This window comes from Pseudoalteromonas sp. L23 (genome assembly GCF_021728455.1).
In the GTDB taxonomy this organism is placed as follows: domain Bacteria; phylum Pseudomonadota; class Gammaproteobacteria; order Enterobacterales; family Alteromonadaceae; genus Pseudoalteromonas.
Genome location: NZ_JAKKCW010000004.1, coordinates 221587 through 246561, shown reverse-complemented (window position 1 = coordinate 246561; position 24975 = coordinate 221587). Strand labels below are relative to the sequence as shown.

Annotated in this window: 18 protein-coding genes and 1 tRNA gene; 2 read left to right on the top strand and 17 right to left on the bottom strand. The window is 41.3% G+C overall.

Features of this window, described 5'->3' with window-relative positions; genetic code table 11:
• The 12 genes from L3V43_RS09785 to L3V43_RS09730 form a co-directional block, all read right to left on the bottom strand.
• Entirely contained in the window at positions 1–840 is an 840-nt protein-coding gene (locus L3V43_RS09785) for a type II secretion system protein GspK (RefSeq protein ID WP_102056089.1), read from the bottom strand.
• Positions 824–1525 (bottom strand): type II secretion system protein, encoded by a 702-nt coding sequence (locus tag L3V43_RS09780; RefSeq protein WP_010605780.1) that lies wholly within the window; start codon positions 1523–1525, stop codon positions 824–826. Before L3V43_RS09780 ends, L3V43_RS09785 begins: the two co-directional genes overlap by 17 nt.
• Positions 1506–1910, bottom strand: coding sequence for a prepilin-type N-terminal cleavage/methylation domain-containing protein (locus L3V43_RS09775; RefSeq protein WP_102056088.1), 405 nt, complete (start codon positions 1908–1910; stop codon positions 1506–1508). The genes L3V43_RS09780 and L3V43_RS09775 overlap by 20 nt, the downstream gene beginning before the upstream one ends.
• Positions 1897–2364, bottom strand: a complete 468-nt coding sequence (locus tag L3V43_RS09770; protein WP_266069667.1) for a type II secretion system protein — start codon at positions 2362–2364, stop codon at positions 1897–1899. Before L3V43_RS09770 ends, L3V43_RS09775 begins: the two co-directional genes overlap by 14 nt.
• Positions 2351–3541 carry a type II secretion system F family protein gene (locus tag L3V43_RS09765; RefSeq protein WP_010605783.1) on the bottom strand — a complete coding sequence of 397 codons (1191 nt, stop codon included), beginning with the start codon at positions 3539–3541 and terminating at the stop codon, positions 2351–2353. The genes L3V43_RS09770 and L3V43_RS09765 overlap by 14 nt, the downstream gene beginning before the upstream one ends.
• Entirely contained in the window at positions 3538–5202 is a 1665-nt protein-coding gene (locus tag L3V43_RS09760) for a GspE/PulE family protein (RefSeq protein ID WP_235366810.1), read from the bottom strand. Before L3V43_RS09760 ends, L3V43_RS09765 begins: the two co-directional genes overlap by 4 nt.
• The gene (gspG, locus tag L3V43_RS09755; protein ID WP_010605785.1) at positions 5183–5593 is read right to left on the bottom strand and encodes a type II secretion system major pseudopilin GspG; all 411 of its coding nucleotides are present in this window, start codon (positions 5591–5593) and stop codon (positions 5183–5185) included. The genes L3V43_RS09760 and gspG overlap by 20 nt, the downstream gene beginning before the upstream one ends.
• Positions 5594–5658: 65 nt before the next feature.
• Positions 5659–6375, bottom strand: coding sequence for a thioredoxin domain-containing protein (locus tag L3V43_RS09750; protein ID WP_010605786.1), 717 nt, complete (start codon positions 6373–6375; stop codon positions 5659–5661).
• A gap of 65 nt (positions 6376–6440) precedes the next feature.
• Positions 6441–8258: a hypothetical protein gene (locus L3V43_RS09745; protein ID WP_102056085.1), complete on the bottom strand. Its 1818-nt coding sequence runs from the start codon at positions 8256–8258 to the stop codon at positions 6441–6443.
• Between the two features lie 422 nt (positions 8259–8680).
• Positions 8681–11275, bottom strand: a complete 2595-nt coding sequence (locus tag L3V43_RS09740) for an SLBB domain-containing protein (protein WP_235366803.1) — start codon at positions 11273–11275, stop codon at positions 8681–8683.
• A 163-nt stretch (positions 11276–11438) separates the two neighbouring features.
• Positions 11439–12230, bottom strand: coding sequence for a DUF481 domain-containing protein (locus L3V43_RS09735; RefSeq protein ID WP_010605789.1), 792 nt, complete (start codon positions 12228–12230; stop codon positions 11439–11441).
• Positions 12231–12245: 15 nt separating this feature from the next.
• Positions 12246–13064, bottom strand: coding sequence for a mechanosensitive ion channel domain-containing protein (locus L3V43_RS09730; RefSeq protein WP_010605790.1), 819 nt, complete (start codon positions 13062–13064; stop codon positions 12246–12248).
• 201 nt (positions 13065–13265) lie between these two features.
• Between L3V43_RS09730 and L3V43_RS09725 the strand changes: the two genes are divergently transcribed.
• Positions 13266–13341 (top strand) — tRNA-His (locus L3V43_RS09725).
• A gap of 719 nt (positions 13342–14060) precedes the next feature.
• On the opposite strand, the gene L3V43_RS09720 is transcribed toward L3V43_RS09725, so the two are convergent.
• The 5 genes from L3V43_RS09720 to secA all read right to left on the bottom strand — a co-directional run bounded on the left by L3V43_RS09720 (position 14061) and on the right by secA (position 23980).
• On the bottom strand, positions 14061–15302 hold the full coding sequence (locus L3V43_RS09720) for a sugar MFS transporter (RefSeq protein ID WP_171039497.1): 1242 nt from the start codon (positions 15300–15302) through the stop codon (positions 14061–14063).
• Positions 15303–15548: 246 nt separating this feature from the next.
• Entirely contained in the window at positions 15549–18140 is a 2592-nt protein-coding gene (locus L3V43_RS09715) for a family 20 glycosylhydrolase (protein WP_102056083.1), read from the bottom strand.
• 325 nt (positions 18141–18465) lie between these two features.
• Complete coding sequence (locus tag L3V43_RS09710; RefSeq protein ID WP_237116466.1) at positions 18466–20538, bottom strand: M13 family metallopeptidase; 2073 nt, start codon at positions 20536–20538, stop codon at positions 18466–18468.
• A 271-nt stretch (positions 20539–20809) separates the two neighbouring features.
• The gene (gene mutT, locus L3V43_RS09705; protein WP_010605794.1) at positions 20810–21208 is read right to left on the bottom strand and encodes an 8-oxo-dGTP diphosphatase MutT; all 399 of its coding nucleotides are present in this window, start codon (positions 21206–21208) and stop codon (positions 20810–20812) included.
• 63 nt (positions 21209–21271) lie between these two features.
• Positions 21272–23980 (bottom strand): preprotein translocase subunit SecA, encoded by a 2709-nt coding sequence (gene secA / locus L3V43_RS09700; RefSeq protein ID WP_237116465.1) that lies wholly within the window; start codon positions 23978–23980, stop codon positions 21272–21274.
• A 483-nt stretch (positions 23981–24463) separates the two neighbouring features.
• On the opposite strand from secA, the gene L3V43_RS09695 reads away from it, so the two are divergent.
• Positions 24464–24949 (top strand): DciA family protein, encoded by a 486-nt coding sequence (locus tag L3V43_RS09695; RefSeq protein ID WP_237116464.1) that lies wholly within the window; start codon positions 24464–24466, stop codon positions 24947–24949.
• The last annotated feature ends 26 nt before the right edge of the window (positions 24950–24975 follow it).

The following is a 24975-nucleotide window of genomic DNA, read 5'->3' as shown; positions in this document are numbered from 1 at the left end:
TTAAAAAACTAACTTCTCATTACTAATAAAGTAAGGGCGTATCGAGCCAACCCCTCTGTAAAAAACAAATTGCTTGGCATAATTTGAATTGGTTCTAGACAAAATTTTTATCTTAAAACGACCACTAGGGTATACCCTCTCATTTCCACTTTCTGCGCTGCCTGAGGTGTCGCTATTGTTGGAAAAGCCAAGCACGGAGTATAAATTGCTTGGTGCAAATTGTCGAACAAGGTACGGCGAACCATACATCACAAGATTGCCTGCAACTTTTTCAAAAAGCGACTCATCACCTAAGATATAACGTAATTCTTGCTTGCTTTGAATTGTTTTGTTTGCTGGCAGAAATGGTTGCTCGTAGTCACCCTTTTCAGCTCCCTCTAACCTCACTAAATCATCCTTATCCTGCCAATCGTCAAGCCTGTCCATAATAGTTTGCAAATTTTCAGGCGTTGTTTCACGTAAAATAAGCTGCCGAAATCGCTTTTCATCAAATGGCATTAATGAAACTACACCGAACAGATCCTGTACTACAATGTCGTAATCTCGATATTTAAAGGGTTTACCGTTGATATTGTCGAAAAATGTACTATCAGTAAATTGCTCACCCGAACTACTCGTTGGCCCAAGTACACTCAGTGGTGTTGTAATTAATTCAAATACTAACTCGGACTGGATGGAGTGTACCTCAAGTTCAACATTGCTTCTATTTTTCAAAATCTCAGTATAATTATTGGTTAACTGCCCTTGAGTAGAAAAAAACATCATAATAGCTGCTAGGCAGGCTGAAATCATAAGAACGATTAGCAGTGCCGCACCGTCATTTTTAGCCTTCAAATGCATTTTGAGTATTCCGCTCTAGGTAGTTAAACTCTGGTAGTCGTACTTTAAAAGACTCACTTTCACCGTTGTTTGTATCAAACAATATTTCAATAAAAATCGGAGTTATCCCTCGCTCCCTTCCATCATAATTGCTATACCATGTTGGCTTAGGTTTTGTTGGAGGTGCAAAATATTCAGAAAAGTAGTTATAAAACTCAAACTGGTCTTTCCAACCAAAATAGCGAAAACGTACATTCTCCCCTTCAAAGAGTACAGTAGGGTTTTCGCACCGATCATTCCCTTGTCTATAATCCGGCAGTCCTACGCTGCCGAATGGCAACTCGCAATAGCTTATCCCTTGATCCGTAGAGAACAAACTAACGATGGAAAGAGGGGACTTTGTGAGCAATGAAGCTTCGGTAATAAAAGTAATTTCTTTTTGACTGCCCACAAAAAACGGCATATCGCTAGGCTTATCATAAACGCTAACGAAGTAAGGTTTCACTCCTTTCATTTGCTGCCTCAACACTTTTAAAGAAGCTAAAGCTCGAACCTCTGCCTTGTCGACCTTCTTACCCATTTGTTGTAGCGCAAACCGATAAGAAGAAACGGATATAGCAATGACAATACTAAAAATAGTCATCGCAACAAGTACTTCAACTAACGTGAAGGCTGTTTGCTTTGGTTTAAAATTGCCAAAATACATCTTTAAACTTCGCGACCTCATATTCATCTAGAGCATCATAAACCGTGGCCTCATACAGGACGATTTCACCCACTTCGGAGGACTGCCCATTCTCATCTGAAATCACACGCTGCGCTTTCTTCTTTTCTAAAACTTCAACTCCCCAGTTGAAAACCATACCATCAACAACAAGCTCCCCTTTGTTTTTGCTTAGATATTGATATTGGTATTGTATTTCGTCCAAAGCTAGCTCAACCACTTTGGCGCGAACAAGATTCCTATCCAGACGACTTTCAAAAAGGAAATACGATCGCATAACATAGGTTAAGCTCGTAATAGCGATGAATAGTAAAATGGACGCAATCAGAACTTCAATTAGAGTCATACCTTTATTAGCTTTCACCATTTGACCCTTTTATTAGTTCCAAGCTGCTATGGCTAAATGCGATATAGGAAAGAGGAGATATTTCAAAGTCCTTTTCATTGAGTTTTACATGTTTGAAGTGCACCTGTTTTACAATTCGAACACTCTGACTACTTGGTACTTCAGAGTCAATATCGTCCTCGAGGCTAGATGGCTTGTCATCTTCACCCGAGCTCACCTCTGATGTTTCAAGCTTAGGCAAGGTAATGGTTAACGAAGTCTCTTGGCTTGAAATCAACAGACGCTGGTTGTTGTAAAAGGCGTATAGTCTCGCATACTCAAGCAAAGCCGTTACTTGCCGTTTCTCTGCCAAGTATCTTATTTTATCTAACTGTCCCCATAGATTTGGCAACACAATGGAGCTTGCAAGCCCTACAAGCGCAAGCACAATCAAAAGCTCCACCAAGGTAAAACCTTTTTTATTAGAAAGAGACATCGTTCATAGACACAATACTTAATAACATAACGATAACGACTGAGCCAACAATGCCACCCATTATCAATATTAAAAGCGGCTCCAATAGCGCTGTAAATTTCATTAACCATTGCTCGAAAGACTGTCGACTTCTCCGTGATATTTCTGAAAACGACATTTCTAAATTGCCGCTCTCCTCACCAACAGTGATCAGAGAAAGCGAAATTTCATCGAAAAGCTTCAGCTTAGCTACCGCTCCAGAAATACTTTCACCACTGGAAACCTCGACTTTTGTTTTCTTCAACTTATCGCTCAATTGAGGGTTGATAACTGTCTCACTTGCTAATTCAAGGCTGGACGAAAGGCTAACGCCACTTTCCAACGTAAGCTGCAAGGCAGTAGAAAATCTAATTCGATCTGAAAACGTAATTAGACTTTTAGCTATCGGGAAACCACTTAAGAAGTTTAGTAGCTTAGTTCTCAGTTGATGTTTTTGCAGGGCTAATGCAACTCCGATTGGAATACCAATGAGTGCAACAAATATAACGCCTTGATATTGAATAACCCAGCTCGACATATTTAACAGCAATTGAGTGTACTCAGGAACTTGATCCACCCCTTCAAACATTGCTGACATACTTGGTACTACAAAAGTAAAAATGCCCCAAATAGCTAAAATACAAACAATCAAAATAAAAATTGGATAGGTAGCAGCCTGCATTACCTTGCTTTTAAGTTCATATTGAAAGCGTAAATTCTGGCTCAATCTTTCAAATACTAAGGGTAGTGTTCCAGTACTTTCACCAATCTTTGTCATTTCAACGAATAGCTTAGGAAAAACATTAGGCTTATCTGCTAGCGAATCACTAAGAGAACCGCCATGCTTCAAATCAGATAATACCTGACGCCAAACTCCCCCTATCGCTGAGCTACTGCTTGCTTGAGCAAGTACGGCTATCGCTTTATCAATTCGTAGGCCATTATGTAACAGTGTCGCAAGCTGACTAGTCGCTTCTTCAAGTTCTTTCAAGCTGACTCGGTTACGTTCAAAAAGCGTACTATTTTCTTTTACTGATAACACAAGTTTAAAGTCTTCTTCCAGTTTAGCTTGCGCCGAAGCTAAACTGGTGGCATGGACTTCACCTTGTTCCACCATACCTGACTCATTAACAACTTTATATTTGAAGGACTTACTCACCCAGCCACCCTTAACACTTCATCAATTGTCGTGATCCCTTGGATTGCTTTGAGAAAGCCGTCTTCCTTTAACGTTCTTAGATGTTTTTGTTTCATCAGTTCATATAAGTTGTCTAAAAGCTTTTCATCTTTTGCCATTCTCTTTACGTCACTATCGCAGGGTAAATACTCCAAAAAGGCTACTCGCCCTTGATAACCTGTTTGCTCGCAATGGGAGCAAGCCGACGGTTTAAATAAAGAAATGGATTTCTCGGCTAACTTATCTAAGCCATATTTTGATACTAAAAACTCAGACTCTTGCGCAGACAGAGGTTCTTTACAATGCTCGCAAAGCTTTCTCGCTAAACGCTGCGCCATAATAGAAACAAGGCCTGCATTTAAAAGATATTCTTGGATCCCTAAATCTAGCAACCGCGTGTAGGCTGACGGAGCGTCGTTGGTATGCACAGTACTAAATACTAAGTGACCAGTCAGAGCTGATTGTAACGCAATTTTTGCTGTTTCATTGTCCCGTATTTCACCAACCATGATAACGTCTGGATCTTGACGAACAATACTACGTAGACCCGTCGAGAAGTCATAGCCAATCTCTGCATTGACTTGAACTTGATTAACACCGGGAAGCTGATATTCGATTGGATCCTCTAATGTGACAATTTTAACATCAGGACTATTTATCTGACTTAGGAATGAGTATAGAGAAGTTGTTTTACCAGAACCGGTAGGACCGGTCATAAGTATCACTCCTGACGTCTTCTTGATATCAGCATTGATCTTTTCAATCAAATCTTCAGAATATCCTAGATTTGACAAATTGAAGCGTACAGCACTTTTAATCAAAAACCGCATTACTATACTTTCGCCTTCCCCTAGAGGAAGTGTTGAACAGCGGATATCTAAATCTGTCGCCCCCGCCTTCATTGCAATCTTTCCGTCTTGTGGTCTTCGCTTCTCAGCAATATCCATACCCGACAATATCTTTATCCTAGATACAACTGCAAGCTGTAAGCTATTAGGGATCGGTTCTGCTTCTTTTAAAATACCGTCAATTCTGTAACGTGCTCGATATCGACCATCGACAGGTTCAATATGTAAATCCGATGCACCAAGCCTAACGCCTTTATTGATTAGACTGTTTACCAAGTTGACAGTAGGAGCGCCTAATGCAAGCTCTTTAAGCGCGTTAAGGTTTTCAGCATTTACTGGTGTCACTTCATGCTTAAAGATAAACGTTTTACAATGCTCTTTGAGCAGTTCAATCTCTTTGCTCGATAGCACATAAAAAACCACTTCGGCATTTAGTAATCTTAAATAGTCGATGACATGCGGACAATGTGGATTGCTAAAGCCAACCTCTATACATTTTTGACTTGCATTTAAAGGTATAAAGTCATTATTCAACAAAAACTCAACATTGATTGATTCTAATGCCGCTAGTGCATCATCTGAGTACTCAGGGATCCCCTGCCACACTTTACAACCTAGCAAAGATGCATAAAGGTTTGGAATTTTTTCTTCATCTAGCCATCCAGAGTTAATCAACAATGTATCTAGCTTATCATCGGTGTCGATTAAAAATCGTTCAGCCTGTTCTAGTCTTCCAGGCTCTAAGATAACATTATTTTCTACCCAAGACTTAACCTTAGAGTTCCACGTCTGCATCTTCACCTTCACCGCCCAACTTGCCATCACGACCTAAGCTTTTTAGCTGAAAATCTTCTCTGCCTTGCTCATTTGCTTTGCGTTCGTATAAATAGGCATTATTCCATGGATCTTTGGGAATAGCTTTAGAGAAGTAAGGGCCGTCCCACTGAGGTAAATCACTTTGAACGAGATCGTCCAAACTATTTGGATAGTAGCCAAGATCGAGTCTATATGCGTCCAATGCGGTGGATAATACTTGCATCTGCGCTCTGGCACTTGCCTCACGAGCTGAATCTACTTTACTAAACATCCTTGGCGCGATCACTGAGGCCAGCAATCCGAGGATAACCATTACAATTAACAATTCAACTAGGGTGAAGCCTTTAATGGCCTTACTTTTATTAGTCACTTTGCATTCTCCAGAAATAACAACAGGGGCAATTAGCCCCCGCACAATCTACCATAGTGATTTTTTTAGTCCAGCTTTGCTGAGCTTAAAGTGTCGATCACACTGCTTAATTTTGTAATTTCGCCAGCACCAACCACAATTCGATAATCTTCAATTTTACCGTCTACTTGTTTACCAATAACAAAGGTTGGTGTTGATTTTAAACCTAACAATGCAGCTTCTTGTAAAGAAGTATCAATTGCTGCATGTACTTCTTTATCAACTACGCATGCGTCCAGCTTTTCTTTATCTAAACCAAACTTTTCTGCCATTTCTGCAGTTGTATCGTTAGATAGGTCATTGCCTAGTTCGAATAAGTAGTTCTTTACTTCTTCATATTGACCTTGCTTATCTGCACATTTGAGTGCCACAGCAGCAAATGGAGCGTTAGGGTGGATCTGTGCTAATGGGAATTCCCGCGCAACGTAGGCCACTTTACCACTATCTACAAATGTTTCTTTAAATTCAGGCCATACATTCTGTTGATACTTTTTACAGAAAGGACAGTGTAAGTCGGTATACTCCATTACCACAATATTTGCGTCTTTATTACCAATCCATTTTGCATCTTCTGCTACAACTAAAGTGTCAGGCTTAACCAATTCGGCCATACCAATACGCACAGCAATTTGTTGCTGATTTGATTTTAGCTTTTCAATTTCTTGCCTCAGCTCAGCGCTATTATCCGCTGGTTGGCAGCCTGCCAGAGCCATAAAAAATGTTGGTAAAATTAACTTCTTCATTACTTCAACCTTAAAAAAAAACCCCCGCATTCGCGAGGGTTTTTAGTAAACTAAATTAGTTTAAATTATTGTGACCACTCGTTTTGGTCAAGAACTGGCATTACACGGTCAACACCGCCAGTGATACGCTGTACAGATACACCGTGTACAGAATCTCTAGGAGCTGTAACAGTGAATGTTAGCGTGTGACGAGCGTTGCTTGATACAGCGTTAGATGCATTGTCACCTAGAGACTTAGCAGCGTAACCACCGTCAGCACCAGTGTAACCTTTTTGCGTTTCCGCTTGAGCGATTACGTCTGGAACGAAGTAAACAACTGAAGACTGAGCAGGAACCATACCTAGGTCAACTGCTAGTACTCTGCGCTTACCTTCAGTACCGTCAGCAGACTCACCAAATACGTCAACAGTTACTTCAGCTGATTTGTCGTGCTCGTTAGTTACACGTACAAAGTTACCTTCTGCGTTAACAGTGTAAGGAACTTTAAGAACCGCACCATTTACACCAACTTTGTGAGTAACAGGCTTCATATCACAGTGATCAAGATACTTGTCATCAGCAAAGTTAAGCTTGTAGTTAGTAGTAACTTCATAGTTGAAGTTCATGATCTTAGTTGAGTCTTTAGTTTCAACTGTGTAGAACGCTTGGTTGTATTGAGCGCCAAAACGTGGGTCCGTAGCAGCTGCAGGGTTAGCTTCTGCACCGTTAACAAACAAGTCTGTAGCTTCAGTATCATACACTTTCTTAGTTGCATCACCTACAGTGATAACACCTTTTGCAGTGCCTGTTTCTACAGCGATTTCATCAGCTACTGAAGTAACTACACCTGATGCTGCAGTGCGAGTATCGTAGATACCATACTGTACACTTGCGCCAGGAGCACCACTTGAAACAAAGCTAGTTTCTAGGTGATCATCTGTTGAAAGAGTGATTGCACGGTCAAGCAGAGTTGCGCGGTCATAGAAACCTGCTGGGTAGATTGCTTGTGTCTTGTTTACAGTTGAAGTACCTTTTTCGTAAACAAACTCTGTACGAGCTACGATAGCTTGGTTTGCGTAGTCTTCACTTTCAGCGTTAACTTTAACTTCAGTTGACTCACTATCTTGTAGTGCATAGAACTGAGGTGAAATATCAACTAGCTTATGAGCAACAGACGTTGCACCAGTGATTGAACCACCGCCATCTGTAGTTGCGCTAGTTACTTTAAGCGTAACAGATTTAGTTGAAGTTGTTGATGTACATACATCATTTTCAATCTTAATGCTGATAGGCTTTAGAGTAGCTGCAGTTGTAGTATCAGCATTTTCTGATCTAGAAAGTACTAAACGGGTTCCTGCGCGAATTTCGATGTCTTTAGTTAGGAAAGTAAGCGTGTTAGAACCGTCAAAAACGCCATCCGCATCCGCTACCGCTTCGAAACCGTCATCAGCACCAGTAGCATCAGCTTCACCGTCTTTATCTTTAACTAGGTGGATTTTGTTCGCGTTACCGTGGAAAATCGCACCATCTAGTTTAAATACTAATCTAGAACTTGAAGGGATGTTTGTTGTTGGTACGTAAACAATTTGAATGTCTCTTTCAGTAGCAGGAGCAGCTGATAAGTTTACATTGTCAAAGTCTAGCGCTAAATCACCAGTTAGCTCGTAAGCTACCTTTGATTCTTTTGTTGGCTCAAGGTCAGAAGCAGATGCACCGCCACGCTTGCTTTCTACAATACAAGTTGCGCCAGTATAACGTGTTTCAAATGCTTTGATGTGGTCTACAGCTGCAGCATCAGTTGTGTCGTAAATTTCGAAACAAGCTTCTGTACCTGCGTAAGCGTTACCTGCTAATACAGCAGCAACTGCAGCAGGAACTAAAGCGACTTTATTAAAACGCTTCATTTTTATCTCCATGTATCCGGTGGACACTTTATGTTTTCAGTTAATATTTACACACTCTGGACACCAGAGTATAGCAAAACGTTAAATAAGTTAAAGGGCCCGACCGATACTGCACAAACATGTAGCATCAAATCTAGGCTCTACCATTATGATAAGAACTAACATTTAATTCAAGCCCCATCATAAATTAAAATTTCTACAAAGTTAATAATTTCTCACAATAAATTGCAATCAACCACAAACTGTTCATTTTGTGAACTTTAAGCGCTTATAACCTTTAATTAAGCCAGTGTTCACTTGAGCGCACACCACTTTACTCAACCATCAGAGGTTGTCAATACCTGTATGAGTAAAGTCAGTTTTTCCGTAAATAATTGTTAATAGGTTCTTTGACTTAAAGACAATTATTTAGTTGTTACTTTTTACTTGTTAAGTGTTGCAATTGAAGCAGCAGCTAGACCTAATTGATAAATAATCTGTGTTGCAGTACTCCAAAGCGTCAAGCTATCGATATGTTGAGCATCAAGCGGTACAACAATCGTATCACCAGGAGCTAGTTGGTTAGCATGACTACTCACAGCAAACCAAGTCCCTGAGCCTGGGAGCTCTACTGAACCATTAGCTTTGATAATATAGATCCGTTCATCATCCGCTTTTTGTTTTAGACCACCACTCGCTTTAATATAGTCATCAACTGATTTAGACGAATCAAATAAGTGCGTTGCTGCCAAGTTGACCTCACCAATAACACTGACAGAGTCTTGTACCGCAGGAATATATAGCGCATCTCCATCTTCTAGCTGTAATGCTTGTGTCGAGCGTTTGTCTAAATCAATAACAAGACGTCCTAACGCTTCAACTTTAGATAAATCTCTCAAAATCTTGTCCATATCTTCATATGGCATTGAGGTATTCGCAGTCGCGCTCTTCTGGAAAGTATTGGTAATAATATCGCGTCTTAGCTCTTGTGTTAAACGTTGGATTTGTGAAGTTTCTTTACGCTTAATGGACTCACGAGTAAAAATAGCCGCTTCTTTGTGTGCAAATTGGTTAAAGCCACCCACTCTTTCAAGCAGGCTATCAAGCGTCTCACCGCGTTTGATAGTATACGTACCTGGAAATTTAACTTCACCCACAACTTTAACTTGAAGCCTTTCCTGCCAATTAGGTCTAGGGAAGATGTTTACAGTATCTTTGCTGGTTAGCGCCTGTGTTGGATTCGCCAGTTCATTTACACCATTAAATTGGATATGTTCAACCTGTTTACCATCATCGTATACAACACGGGTCAACTCCACTTGCTCAAGATAAGCCGCTTCAAGAAATCCACCGCCAGCCTGTACCGCTTTTTGAAAATTAGCATTTTTTGATAAAGGATACACGCCAGGAAACTTAACTTGGCCATTTACAGCAAATAATTGCGCTGGCTCTGTTGGTGTTGCCTGTCTTTGCAGCTTGGCTAGAATAGGTGCTAATAGCTTTTGACGACTAAAAACCGCATACTCTTCGTCTTCTACTTCTTTTGGCTCTTGGAACAGCGCATCGATACTTGTGATCAGCTCAACTTCTTCCTCAAGTTCGAACAGCTCATCTTCTTTTAAGCCGATATATTTTAAAAATTCATCACGCTCAAACTGCTCCCACAGCTTTACGTTTTCACGCAATTTCAGCTGCTCTTTATTATAAGCAAGGTCTTCCAGCAACTGCTCTTCTTCTTCTTTCAGTTGATAGCGGCTAAATACAACAATACTGTCGTTAGAAACCAGCTCAATATCTCCAGATTTACCGTTAAAGATATCTTGCAAAGAGAATTGAATGATCTCAATATCACCTTCAAAGTTTACTTCACGGATAATCAGTGAGTACCCGAAGTCGGCGATAGATAACAAATCTTCCCTTGGCGCACTAAATACATCCTTTAGCGTCTTACCTTGGTGCCATTCATAATGCCCTGGGCTAGTTACTGCACCAACCACAGTTACAGTGTTTTGAAAACGAGTTGATGCGGCATTTACGGATATTTCATCACCGTTCTGCGGCTTATAACTCGTATTTTCAGTAAAGTTGTAGTTCAGGGTAATGCGCCTTCCATCACCGTTGTAACGTGATACGACTACTTTTGACTTGTTTGCGTTCGCTTTGAAACCACCTGACATGGCCATTACACTCTCAAGCGTGTCTGACTCTTTAAGCTCAAAGATGGCTTGGCGGTTAACTTCACCTTTTACTTTAATCTTCTTAGCTGCAGGCGGGATAAATACAACATCGCCAGGCTTTAGGACTACATCATCAGAGCTATCACCAAACAGCAATAAGTCGTATAAATCAAATGTGGTAACTAGCTTACCCGCTCGCTTTACTTGAATTTTTCTAAGCGAACCACTATCACTTACACCGCCAGAAACAAATAGCGCATGGGTCACTGTCGCAAGCGGTGAAACCGTATAACTACCAGGCTTGTATGCTTCACCCACTACCATAATGCGCATAGGGTTTAGCTCACCCATAGAGACAAAAGCTTGAACTCCGATCATTTCTTCTGATATTTTTTTTGTGATCAGTGCTTTTAGCTCTTTAAATGACAAACCAATAACGTGAACCGGGCTCAGGTTTGGAATTGCAAGACGCCCTTCTCTGTCAATTTGAACTTCATGTTCTTCGTTGGTTTTACCATACAAATTGATCTTCACCAGATCGCCAATACCCAACAAATAAGTATCAGGAATTGCAGCCAACTCAGAAGGCATAAATGTTAAAGGCTCACCTGCAAAAAGCTCATAACCAAAAGGCTTTAGCTCTTCCTGCTTCGGCTTAAACTTATCTTCCTCTTCTTCCTCTTCCAGCAATCCATTTTTGTTTCGAGGTTGAATCGAAGTATCTTTTTCTTCTTTCTCTTTATTGCCTAATGTTTTGCTATCTAAAGTACTTAGATCGATGCCATAGCGCTTCGCAAGGGCTTCCTGCTGAGCTTTAGGGAGCTTTTTGAACTGTTCTATTTGCTGTTTGCTTGGTGTCATCGCAACTGATTGGTGCGATATAAGAATAAAAACTGAGAGCAATATTATTCTGAAGAACTTCACTGAAATCTCTTCCATTATAGACTTTTGTTAAACTTTGAGCATTCTACCGAAGTTTGGAAGAATTAAAAGGGCACATGAGTGCCCTTTGGGAAGATACTTGTTAGAAACTGTAAACCAAAGTAAGTGAAGTTTCTGTATCAGTATTTTCTTTGCCATCCGCAACGTCAGAGTTGTGGATAATGTTATATGCCACTTTCATTTGAAGCGAACCATTTATTTTGGTTAACAGCGCCGTTTCAGAGGTTGTCTTAGTATTTGTATCACCGTATTCAATCGCGATAAGCTGTGTAAAACGCGCATTTTCTGAAATTTGCCACTGGTAATCTAGTTTACCGACACCAATGAACTCGCTTTCAGAAGTACCAGCTAACAATTCACCATCATCGTCAAGTTCAGTGCTATCGTCTTGGTGCTCGAAGCGCTTTACACCAGGACCGATTTCAGCGTTAAGATACATATCGTCATTTTCGAATAAACGTTGACCGTAACCCACTGAAATAACTGCTTCGCTACGGTAAGCACCAAAATAATCTGAAACATAAGAACCAAACACAAATAGGTGGCTATTATCTTCGTTTAACTTATAGTTGCCTTGAACTGACGCGGAGTATTTTTCATTGGTACGAGATGTAATGTCTACACCAGCATCGTTTTCACGCGTGTCTTCTTTATAGAAGCCATCTAACTTGTACTCGTTGTTCCAGTTAGTTAGATTGTGTTTAGCTTTGATCCCGCCTTTAAGCGTTGTTGTCTCAGTGTTACCACTGGTGATTATCGCACCAACTTCACTGGTTACATCCCAAACTTTCTGTGGTTTCTTAGCTTTACCTTCTGCTGCTGCATTAGCGCTGGCAGCCATAAGAATACAACAGGTTAAAACCTTCAATTTCATTTCTAACTAACCTTTTTACTGATCTTTGTGTAGGTGAACATCCATTTGCGGGAATGGAATGGTAATATTAGCTTCGTCTAGCGCAATCTTAATATTTTCCACAAGCGTGAAATACGTTGGCCAGTACTCTTCTGTTTTAACCCAAGGACGAACAACAAAGTTAACACTTGAGTCGGCAAGCTCCAGCACTGCTACCGTATAAGCTGGCTCTTTCAAAATACGTGATTCATTGTCTAGTACAGACTTTAATACCGCTTTTGCTTCTCGTAGATCGGCGTCATAGCCAACACCAATTACAAGGTCAATACGACGTGTTTTTTCGCGTGAGTAGTTAACGATCGCACCGGACATAATGGCAGAGTTTGGCATTACAATTACTTTGTTATCAGGAGTACGAAGCTCTGTAGAGAAGATTTCTATCTTTTGTACACTACCGGCTTTGCCGCCAGCTTCAATATAGTCTCCTGACTTGAACGGACGCAGCATAATAATAAGTACGCCAGATGCAAAATTAGAAAGTGAGCCTTGCAGGGCAAGACCAACAGCCAAGCCTGCGGCACCTAAAATAGCAATGAATGAGGTGGTTTCGATACCTACCTGAGATAATGCCATAAGCAGCGTCGCGGCAAAAACAATCGCATAAGCAATATTGGCAACGAATGAGCCTACCGCTTTATCTACTTTGCGTTTACCAAATGCTTTTTCAGTGAGATCAGCACTGAGCTTAGCTAGTTTTAAGCCAACGAAGAAAATTATTAGTGCTATAACGCCTTGAAGCACATAGTGTAAGATTAAATCTGAGTTCTCATTAACCCATTTCCAAACAGCTTCCATACTCATCCCCCTTTTTATATTAAGCAGTTATTTATCATTAGATCGGCTGGATCATACATAGGATATATGAATATTTGCTGTATGCGGAAATAATCTCCGAAAAAAAACTTTTATTAAGTTTTTTCGATATTTCCCTTTGCATTTGGAAAAAACTTATGTATTATGCGCGCCACACCAGACAAGGTGTTCAAGTCTTTTGTGGCGGCTGTAGCTCAGTTGGTAGAGCCCTGGATTGTGATTCCGGTTGTCGTGGGTTCAAGTCCCATCAGTCGCCCCACTCTTTTTATAAATTCATTCCCATTTTATATTTTTACGCACACATCACTCCTACACAATAAACACCAAACATCTGCGTAGCAGCGATTTTATATCGCAACTTAAAAATAAAACCCTCGCTACATAAAGTAGCTCCTACACGACCAACACCAAACAATAAGCACCAGACACCAGCGTAGCAGCGATTTTATATCGCGACTTAAGAATAAAACCCTCGCTACATAAAGTAGCTCCTACACGACCAACACCAAACAACAAGCACTAAACACCTGCGTAGCAGCAATTTTATATCGCGACTTAAGAATAAAACCCTCGCTACATAAAGTAGCTCCTACACGGCAAACACCAAACAATAAGCACCAGACACCAGCGTAGCAGCGATTTTATATCGCGACTTAAGAATAAAACCCTCACTATATAAAGTAGTTCCTACACGGCAAACACCAAACAATAAGCACCAGACATCAGCGTAGCAGCGATTTTATATCGCGACTTAAGAATAAAACCCTCGCTATATAAAGTAGCTCCTACACGGCAAACACCAAACAATAAGCACCAGACATCAGCGTAGCAGCGATTTTATATCGCGAAAAAGATCTCAGCATTAAACCGGTTTTGCAGGTAAGGGAGTGATTTAGGCATAAAAAAATGCCACCTTATTCAGGTGGCATCACACACGGGATTATTTCTACATACATAGAAATGCTTTACATTTTCTTGCTACGCTTTCTTTTTGATCTTATGACCTTTCACAGCGTAGAAGATTATAAATAGATAACAAGGTAACATTACAAGGTGTGCAATTTGCTGTGATTCCACTGTGCCAGATGTGCCCTTAGCTAAACCTAAGAATACTGGACCGAATGCACCACCGGCAATACCCATAACCAATAAACCAGAGCCTACACTGGTTAGCTTGCCAAGTCCAGATAATGCGAGTGGCCAAATAGCAGGCCACATAATGGCATTTGCTAAACCTAAAATAGCGACCATCAATAGAATATCAGGCAACGCTGATAATCCAAATAGATTTGAAATGACAAATGAGTCTGGGCTGCCAAATGAAATTGCGAGCGTGAGAAGCACACCAAGCACGGCAGATGCTGTTAACGCCCTCTCCTGCGATATTACTCTCGGGATCAATATAATACCCAAAATATAGCCCGTAACCATACAAGCCATAGTATAAGAGGTCATCACACTATATTTTTCAACACCCAGCGCTAACGCAAATGAACCAATCGTATCACCAGCAATCACTTCAACTGCAACATACAAAAACAGTGCGATCACACCAAGCTTTAGATTAGGATGAGATAGCGCTTCTCTCACTGAGCCATGTTCTTCTTCATCATCTTTTTCTATTTCAGGTAGTGGTGCAAACTTAATACCCAAGGCAAAAATACCAATAAATGCAGCCAAGCCTAAATATGGCCCGATAAGACCGTTTGCCATTGCATCGATATCAGCTTGAGTCAGCTCTTTACCTGCCATATCAGTAAAGTTACTCAGCACCAACGCGGTAAATACAAGCGGCGCAACAATACCAGCACCTTTATTCAGTATACCCATAATACTTACGCGCACAGCTGCTGACTCTTCAGGTCCAATACGCACCACATAAGGATTTACAGCAGTTTGTAATAATGTTTGCCCAATACCCATAGTAAATTGAGCAAACAAGAACAATGCAAACATTTGTGTTTTAGCCGCTGGAATATATAGCAACGCTGCACACATCATCATCGCAATTGCGATGGCCATACCATTTTTATAACCCACCTTACGGATAACTAGAGCGGAAGGAACCGCTGTAAATGTCACCGCAATATAAAAAGAGAAAAGAATAAATGAAGATTGGAGAGGAGTTAGTTTTAGTACTTGCTCCAAATATGGCATTAGTGACCCATTAAGCCAAGTCACAAAGCCAAGAATAAAAAACATGGCTGCGACAATTGCCATAGGGATCGCGTTACTTCGTTTTGTTGTATTCGACACGGTAGCTTCCATAAACATTACTCATCGTTTATTGTTTGTATGGCTTTTTGCCTTGTTATTTTTTGCTTTGCTCACTGCTTTTTTACAAAAATGACAGCGCTGACATTTAACTTTACGTTAAAATCTATTTCATTACCAGTTAGAATTTGAGCAAAATTATCACCAAAAAAGGGCCATTGCCCTTTTTTGCGATAAACTGAATACGAGGGTTTATTTCAACCCTGTGACACGGCTCGTATTTTTTTCTCCGGCTCGCGTTCTCAACAATACCTTACTTTCATCTGAGACACTCATCTGATCAGTATAAGGCTGCCAAGATTCGCCATTGTCTAAGCTCACTTCAATTGTAAGATAAGGGAACGCACTATTCGCTTCAAGTTTACCCAGCACCACCTTGGCACCAGGAACTGGAAGGTTTGGCTTAATGCCATCGTTTTGTAACTTTGCAATCTCTTTTAAAGACAAGGCTGCGGCAAAGGTTGAGAAGTCCTTGTTTAACTCTTTTTGGTTAATACGACGCCCTTCCCAATCCGCTTTATGCCAAGCACGCTCCGCAAGCGAAAGCAAACGAGGGAAAATCAATCGTAACACTTGGTCTTCCGAGCGAATGGTCTCACTCCATATTTGCCCTTGCATACCAAGGATATTTTGCGGTTTTTTAAGCGCGGGCAACTCTCGACCAACTAAGGCTTCTAGGTTCACGATAGGCTCACGGTTTCGCGTGAAGTCCGCATTCGCATAAATATTATCTGGCATATACGAAAATGCTTTTTTCGTATCTGTGTAACGAGTTGCCCAATAATAGCCGCGCTCTTCAGGGTGCGCTTCATAAGGGTGATCAAAGTACAAATGTGTACCGTGAGACAAAATAACTTGGTAATTGTTGTTTGCAAAACGGTGGGCTCTGTCTGCAACGCCCCACTCCCAAATGTTATCCCAAGTATTTACCAAAAACTGTGGATTTGGGAATTCATCACGTTTAAAGGTCGTCGTGGTGTTATACATTAAACCATCTTCCCAAGCGGCAGGGGTGATCCCACGCTTAGCAAGCAATTTTGCAACTTTTTGAGTAAAGTATGGTTTTAAATCATTAGGTCCAGCCACTCCGTTGTCGGCGACCGCAAATAGCTCATTACATGCTGGTGATTCAGTCCATGAGCCCTTTCCAACCTCATCGCCACCAAAATGGACTGTCGTTAACATAGTGCCAGCATCGCGATACATTTCCTGCAGTTCATATACCACCTTCTCCATAAAGGCATAGCTTGAGTCCAAGCAAACATTAATAGAGTTATCAGTATAGAGTTGCACGGTTAGATACTTTGAAGTGTCATCAATATCGTTCAGAAGATAGGCTTTGGCCTCTTGTGCTTTACCTGCTTCCATCAATTTGTGATAACGCGCTTCCATCGACTTAATCGCAGCACGAGCATGTCCTGGGCTTTCGATTTCTGGAATGATCTCAATATGACGCGCGGTGGCAAATTTAAGTAACTCTACAAAGTCCTCGCGAGACAGGTAACCATTTCCACTTCCCGTTTTGAAAGGACCTGTGCCCAACTGAGTCAGTAGGCACTCACGCTCTTGTAAATCAAAACAACGGAATGCGCCGACTTCCGTTAACTCAGGGAGCCCAGGGATCTCTAGTCGCCAGCCTTCATCATCTGAGAAGTGCCAATGGAACTTATTTAACTTATAACGCGCCATCTGTTCAATTAATTTAAATAACGCATCTTTACCATGATAGTTACGGGCATTGTCGTAATGCATACCACGCCAGCTAAAACGCGGAGAGTCTTTGATCTCTACGTGAGACAAGGTAATTTCATTTTTACTATCGGCAGGAAATAGCGCAAGCAAACTTTGAATACCGTAAAACACACCAGCATTATCAATACCCGTGATTTCAATCACATCATCATCAATATCTAATGTATATGATCCGGCTTGGTTGTAGTCATAATCGCGCCCTAGACTTTTCGCAACTTTAAGACGGATCGTCGGGATATTTCCTTCTGGCACGTGATTAGCTTCAGCTTTTAAATCCAGTCCATACTCTGACAAGTCTTCTTGAAAAACGGCGACTTCTGACTTCAAGCGTCCGGCAAAGCGGATCTGCCAGTTTTTGTTAAGGGTGATTTCGCCACGATTAAAGTCGATGTGCTCAGGCTTTGGAATGATACGTCTTAGCGCATCTTCTTTTGAGACCGAAATATTGCTTTGATTACGTTCAAAACGCAGCGCTGCATTCGCTATCTGCGTGTAATCGGTAGGTGTATTGTATCTTTTCAGTTGGTTCTCACGCTCAAATGGCGCAACGAACTGTGTCATGTCTTCTGTATCAGTATTTGCAAAAATGACCGGCTTATTTTTACCTGACACAATAAAGGCACGCGGCATAAAATCGCTGTATGCAGCAACCCAAGCCGAACCATCAAAAGCTAACTTGAGCTTTTCACCGGCTTTTAAGCCAGCGAACGAATCGGTAGGGGTTATACGATGAAGGTCGCCATTAATATGTTCAAAGCGCAGACCTTCAGCTGTTTCCGTTGAAATATGACGAACTGAGTGCAAATAGATTTGCCAATCGCTTTGTCCTTTTGGTAGATCAACTTTTGAATTGTTAGTCAGTGTAATAGCACCGCTAAAGCCCCCAGCACCATTACTAAAGTTATTTTCTACCGCAAATTCAAAATGCGTGTCACTTGCAAATTGCGCTAACTGCTGCTGCGTAAATGATGCGTGTGTATAGAACGAGCACCCAGCAATTATCGCCCCAAGCAAAGTCGTTTTTATTCTCATCTTTTGCTCCCAGTCTTCATGTTCAATTCTAAATGAACATCATTTAATCACTTATTGTTCCTAAACATCATATAAAAGTTAAAATGACAGCGCTATCATTATTTTTTCATATCCTTGTGTTAGACAAAATGAAGCTACTCTGATTTGGCTGTAAATACCATCAAATAGCGATGAACTTGACCTTAGAAATAGCGAGTGCTTGCAGAAAGTGCTGAAATGGATGTGATATTTAGTGAGAACTTCAGAGGGCTGTAATTAGATGTTGTAAAAGCGGCGGATTTACTGAAAGAACACAATAAAACCGCCGCGAATTCATAATGTGAAATTACCAGATTTTCACTCTGTCTTCTGGTTTAAGATACATCTTATCGCCTTCTTTCACATCAAATGCCTTATAAAACTCTGGCATATTTGGCAGCACACCAATCACTCGATAATGACTCGGTGAATGCGGATCTGTCATCAGACGATTACGCAACTCTTCATCGCGATACTTACGACGCCAAATTTGTGACCAGCCCATAAAGAAACGCTGCTCCCCAGTGTAGCCGTCAATAACTGGCGCTTTTTGATCGCCTAGTGAAATTTGGTACGCTTTATAAGCGACAGTTAATCCGCCTAAATCACCAATATTTTCACCCAGTGTCAGTTGACCATTAACACCAGCGTCTTCAAATGGTTTAAAACCATTAAATTGTTCAACCAACTTTTGGCTACGCGCTTCGAATTGTGAAAGGTCAGAGTCACTCCACCAATTACGTAGGTTACCATCACCATCGTACTTCGCACCTTGGTCGTCAAAGCCGTGACCTAATTCGTGACCGATAACCGCACCGATTGCGCCGTAGTTTACTGCATCATCCGCTTCTAAGTTAAAGAATGGTGGTTGTAGAATCGCAGCAGGGAATACAATCTCGTTATTCACTGGGTTATAGTACGCGTTCACCGTTTGTGGTGTCATCAACCACTCGCTACGGTCCACAGGCTTGCCTAATTTATCGATCATCTCCTGATTCGCAAATTGACTATAACGTACGTAGTTACCGACTAGATCATCAGGATTGATCTCAAGTGCGGAATAATCTTTCCATTTGTCAGGATAACCAATCTTTGGCGTAAACTTATTGAGCTTATCTTTTGCAGCTATCTTAGTTTCAGCACTCATCCACTCAAGGCCATCAATCGCTTGATCAAATCCTTTAATAAGGTTTGCGACTAATTCTTCCATTCTAGCCTTAGCTTCTGGTGGGAAATACGACTTAACGTATATCTTGCCTAGCATTTCACCCAGTACTGAATTACTTGCATCCACCGCCTTTTTCCACGTTGGCGCTTGTTCTTCTACACCCGTCAATGTTTTACCAAAGAAACCAAACTTAAGGTCAACTACATCTTTACTTAGTAACTCAGCGTAGTCATTGGTAAAGTGGAATGTTAAGTAGTCTTGCCATGCTTCTAGCTTTGAATCTGCAATGATTTTAGACAGCGCTTCAAAAAAACTTGGTTGGCTTACAATAAGAGAATCCGTTTTAATACCAAGTGCGCTTAAAAATGCTGATGTATCAAAGTCAGGCATTAATTGATTAAACGCATCATTGCTTAGCTTGTTATAGGTTTTAGTCGCGTCGCGGCTTTCAACACGTGTCCATTGCGCCTCGGCAATTTGCTTTTCTAACTCAATAATATTTAGTGCAGCTTGGCCTGGATTTTTATGACCAGCCTTAGCTAACAATTGTTCGATATAGCGCTGATACTGCTCGCGAATTTTACTAAACTTTTCGTCATCTTTCAGGTAGTAGTCGCGATCAGGTAAACCAAGCCCTGACTGGAACATGTAGAGTGCATTTTCACTTGAGTTTTTAGCGTCATTATTAACATACCAACCGAATGGAGTGCTAGCACCGGTTAAACGCATTTTAGCAAAGATAGCTGGTAGCTCCGATTTACTCTTCAAGTCTAGAATTTCTTTCAGATAAGGCTTAACAGGGTTTAAGCCCAACTCGTTTCTCGCGCCCTCGTCCATATAACTTTGATAAAACGCACCCAACTTTTGCTCATCGCTACCTACTTTAGCTGAGCCGTTGCTAGCAGCATTCTCAAGCACTTTACGCAGCGCTTTTTGTGACTCATCATAAAGCTGAGAGAAAGAACCATAATTTGATTTGTCTGCTGGGATTTTGGTTTTCTCTAACCAATGACCATTAACGTGAAAGTAAAAATCATCTTGTGCACGCACTGATTTATCAATATTTTCCAATTCGATACCAGAATTCAAAACCGCCTTTTGTGCTTCGGCTTGTTCCGCTGGTTTTTGTTGTTGTGTTTGCGGTTGTTCGCTACAACCAATCAATCCCAATGCAAGTGCAACACTTGCAGCGGTCAATGATAGTTTTTTCATTTTTATTCCCCTGATAGAGTTTCGCTTGTAAACGTCGTATCCCATTCATCTAGATAAAATAATGCTCAAATTACATACAAATGAATTGAATATAGACATAACCTGATGGCTTGAAAAGAATTCCTTCTAACTGTGTGTCCTCTCAAACTTCAGAGCAACGAAAGTCGTTAGCTGATGTTTATTTACACGTAAGCGGTCATTCACTAGTCTACCGATGCACATAGTGAATGACTATGACTCTGAGTGCTTAATTTAGTAACAAAGTTTGTCACTAATTTTTGCGCGTTTGTAATAATTCAACAATCGCCTTATTGGCCTCAGGAAACGTGAGCTCATGCAACTGTTCAACTGCAACCCATTGAGAAGGCTGCCCTTCTGCGCCATGAGCTTCGCCGGAAAAGTCCTCAACATGATGAATGTATAAACATACGGCTTTATCAGCATAGTCGTGCTCAATACGCATTAGCTCAGATGAGTTATAGATCTCAATGCCTACCTCTTCTTGCAGCTCACGTTTCAATGCCGAAAAGACATCTTCACCGGCTTCCATTTTCCCGCCTGGGAATTCCCAAAGCCCACCTTGATGTTGATCTTCACCTCTCAAGCATACAAAGATTTTCTGATTTTTTTCAATCACACCAACGGCGACTTCAACACGTTTTTTTTGCATCATTTACTCCATAAAAAAAGCGACTTAGCGTCGCTTTTTATACAAATTTAGATTTAGGGCCTGTTATTTTAGTTTTCCGCAACACTGCTTAAACTTCTTGCCTGATTGGCAAGGACAAGGATCATTACGACCTACTTTTGGCTCATTTCTATGAGCAACAGACACGCCTTCTGGTGCATCACCACCTACGCGCTCAACCTCTTCGTGTTGATATTCACGTGGTGCTTGCTCACTCTTACGATGTTGCTCTTCAACTTTCTCAACATCTTCCTCAGCACGAACCTGAACTTTACTTAGTACGCTAACAACGTCAATCTTTAAGTTTTCAAGCATTTGTGAGAATAACTCAAACGACTCACGCTTATATTCTTGCTTCGGATTCTTCTGTGCATAACCACGTAGATGAATACCTTGACGAAGATGATCCATTGCCGCTAAGTGATCTTTCCAATGCTGATCTAGGCTTTGTAGCATAACTGCCTTTTCAAAGTGGCGTAATACATCTGGGCCTACCATCTCTTCTTTTTGTTTGTACGCCTTATCAACGTCTTCTACGATACGATCGCGTAGCACTTCTTCATATAGTTTACTGTCTTCTTCAAGCCATTTTGCAATCGGAAGTTCAACATGGAAGTCATTTTTCAAGCGCTCTTCAAGTGCTGGGATGTCCCACATTTCCGCCAGACTTTGCGGTGGAATATACTGATCAATAGTCGCATTCAATACATCTTCACGAATAGCGGTGATAGTCTCTGAGATATCGCCTTCTTCAAGTAGTTCGTTACGCTGTTCGTAAACCACTTTACGCTGGTCGTTAGCAACATCGTCGTACTCAAGTAATTGTTTACGAATATCAAAGTTACGCGCTTCTACTTTACGCTGTGCATTTTCAATGGCACGGTTAACCCATGGGTGCTCAATAGCTTCACCACGTTGCATACCTAGTTTGCGCATCATGTTAGTCATACGCTCACCTGCGAAGATACGCATCAATGCGTCATCCATCGATAGGTAGAAGCGGCTTGAACCAGCATCACCTTGACGACCTGCACGACCACGCAACTGGTTGTCGATACGGCGAGATTCGTGACGCTCAGTACCAATAATATGTAAACCACCTGAAGCCAGTACTGCATCATGGCGCGCTTTCCAAGCTGCTTTAATTTCTGCTATTTGCTCTTCCGACGGATTTTCTAATTTTTCAACATCCGACTGCCAGCTGCCACCCAGTACGATATCCGTACCACGACCAGCCATATTCGTCGCAATCGTTACCTTGCCCGGTAGACCCGCGTCCGCGATAATATCCGCTTCTTGCGCGTGGAATTTCGCATTCAGTACATTATGTTCAATTTTTTCTTTGCGAAGGAAGTGAGAAAGATACTCAGAACTTTCGATAGACACCGTACCCACCAACACTGGCTGACCACGTTCTTGGCAAGAACGAATGTCTTCAAGAATTGCTTCAAATTTCTCTTCTTGCGTCAAATATACAAGATCCGCACGGTCATCACGAACCATAGGTTTGTTGGTTGGGATAACTACGGTATCTAGGCCATAGATTGACTGGAATTCGAACGCTTCAGTGTCCGCTGTACCTGTCATACCTGCAAGCTTGTTATATAAACGGAAGTAATTCTGGAATGTGATTGAAGCCAAGGTTTGGTTTTCGTTCTGAATACGAACCCCTTCTTTCGCTTCAACGGCTTGGTGAAGACCCTCTGACCAACGACGTCCTTCCATCGTACGGCCAGTGTGCTCGTCAACGATGATAACTTCGTTATCTTTTACAACATAATCAACGTCTTTTTGATATAACTTGTGAGCACGAAGTGCCGCGTAAACATGGCTTAGTAATGAAATATTACCTGCTGAGTAAAGCGAGTCACCTTCTTCAATCAAACCACGCTCAGTCAGTAACTCTTCAACTTTGATTTGACCACGCTCGGTAAGGTGAACTTGTTTACCTTTTTCATCAATGGTGAAATCGCCATCGCCTTCCACGCCTTCTTCGTCTTCTTTTTCTTGCTGTACAAGATCAGGCACAATTTTATTGATTTCGGCATAAAGCTCAGAGCTATCTTCAGCAGGACCAGAAATGATCAGTGGTGTACGCGCTTCGTCGATTAGGATTGAATCCACTTCATCCACAACCGCATAGTTAAGTGGACGTTGTACACGCTCTTCAACACTAAACGCCATGTTATCGCGCAAGTAATCAAAGCCGAACTCGTTATTGGTGCCGTAAGTGATATCCGCTGCATAGGCTTGCTTTTTCTGCTGTGGCATCATGCCTGGTACGTTACAACCTACAGTAAGGCCTAGGAATTCAAAGAGTGGACGGTTTGTCTCGGCATCACGCTTAGCTAAGTAGTCGTTGACGGTAATAACGTGAACACCCTTACCTGAAACCGCATTTAAATACGCAGGTAATGTTGCTGTTAGTGTTTTACCTTCACCCGTTCTCATTTCTGAAATACGACCTTGGTGAAGCACCATACCACCAATCATCTGCACATCGAAATGACGCATTCCAAATACGCGCTTAGATGCTTCACGCACCGTAGCGAACGCCTCTGGTAATAAATCATCTAGACTTGAACCTTGCTCAATACGCTGTTTAAATTCAGCCGTTTTTGCTTTTAGTTCATCATCGCTTAATTTGTCATATTGCTCTTCTAACGCATTGATTAAAGCGACTGTTTTTCTTAGGTTTTTGATGGTGCGATCATTACGACTACCAAAAATTTTGGTAAAAATATTTGCTAACATGTTTAAACCGTTTCACTCTGTGTATTGGCTGACCCATTTCTCTAAGCCAATGTGGTTAAGGCTGGGTCGCGCTTGTCCTGTTGGCGACAAAAGCGTTCCTAAATTCCGGTTTTCATTTTGCCAATTTAGGAGTGAGCATTTTGTATCTTGCCGAGTTAAAATTATGCCCTATCATACCAGACTCTTTGTTTCTGCAAACCTTATTGGGTAAATAATACCAAGTTCAATTGCAAGAAATCTTTACTGTTGGGCGTAAGCGTACCGTTGCAAGTGATAAAGTTTAGTTAGCATCTAACTCGACTCAGTTATTCGAGCACAGAGCTAAGCGCTTTCGACAACAAATGTTGGTACTTTTGGATTTCTCAAAAATTTGTCTCTGATATACTTAGAAGACTGAGAAACCACCAGTACGGAGTAAATTGACTCCGTATTATCCCGATATGGCGGTTATTTTTTATTTTTCAACCTATGGGAAGTAAGTCATTGGCTAAAAATCGCTACAATCCAAAACCGCTTGATGAAGTGATGGGTGGGTGGTCAGATAAACTCAATCAATATGGCCAAAAAAGCGCCCAAGCGGCACAGTTACAGAGCTGCTTGGAAGAGACTCTAGGCCCTATCCTGAGTAAGAAATGCCGTGTTGCTCACTACAAAGAAGGAACACTGACAATAGAAGCTGCTTCAGCAACGCTTGCTACTCGATTAAACTTTTTGAAAATGGATATTCTCAGTGCATTTAGAAAAGTTGGATTACATGACTGTGCATTGGTTAAAATTACCACAAATCCAGAAGCTCAGCAGCGTCTCACCAACAAGGTGGAATCCCAATCTTCGACCTATCAAGCCAATCGCAGTATGAGCCAAGCCACTGGCGAGCATTTGCTAGCGCTGGCGCAGTCCGCTCCACCGTCGCTTAAGGAGAAACTAGAAAGACTCGCTAAACACGCAAACACAACGCAAAAAAAATGACGCCTTAGCGTCATTTTTTATCAAAC